We start from the raw sequence: 395 nt of genomic DNA on the forward strand, positions 1-395 counted from the left end.
GCATGAGGAACAGGCGCGCGATCTGGTGTTCGAATATTGCCTGATTGCCGCAGGCAACAGCCATAACCGCGCGCCCTCGAACCAGCGCCTCGCGGAAGGCGACGTGATCTCGATCGATTCCGGCGGAAACTACCGGGGCTATATCGGCGACCTCAGCCGCATGGGCATCCTGGGAGAGCCCGACAGCGAGCTTCGCGAATTGCTGCACGAAGTCGAGGACATTCAGCAGGCCGCCCGGCGCGTGATCCGGCCGGGCGCGATGGGCGGCGACATCATCGCGGCAGGTGAGGCTATGGTCAAATCGTCGCCGAACCGCGCCGTGCTCGACTTCACCGCCCACGGCATCGGGCTGGTCAGCCACGAGGCGCCGCGGCTGACCGCGACCGGTCCGGTCC

General features: G+C 66.8%; 1 protein-coding gene. It reads left to right on the top strand.

Annotated features, from left to right (window positions below; translation table 11 throughout):
- A partial coding sequence (locus tag J1M86_RS23880) for a M24 family metallopeptidase (RefSeq protein ID WP_206511631.1) occupies nt 1-395 on the top strand: 395 nt, incomplete at both ends.

It is taken from the genome of Rhodococcus sp. KRD197, assembly GCF_017168235.1.
Classification (GTDB): Bacteria; Actinomycetota; Actinomycetes; order Mycobacteriales; family Mycobacteriaceae; genus Rhodococcoides.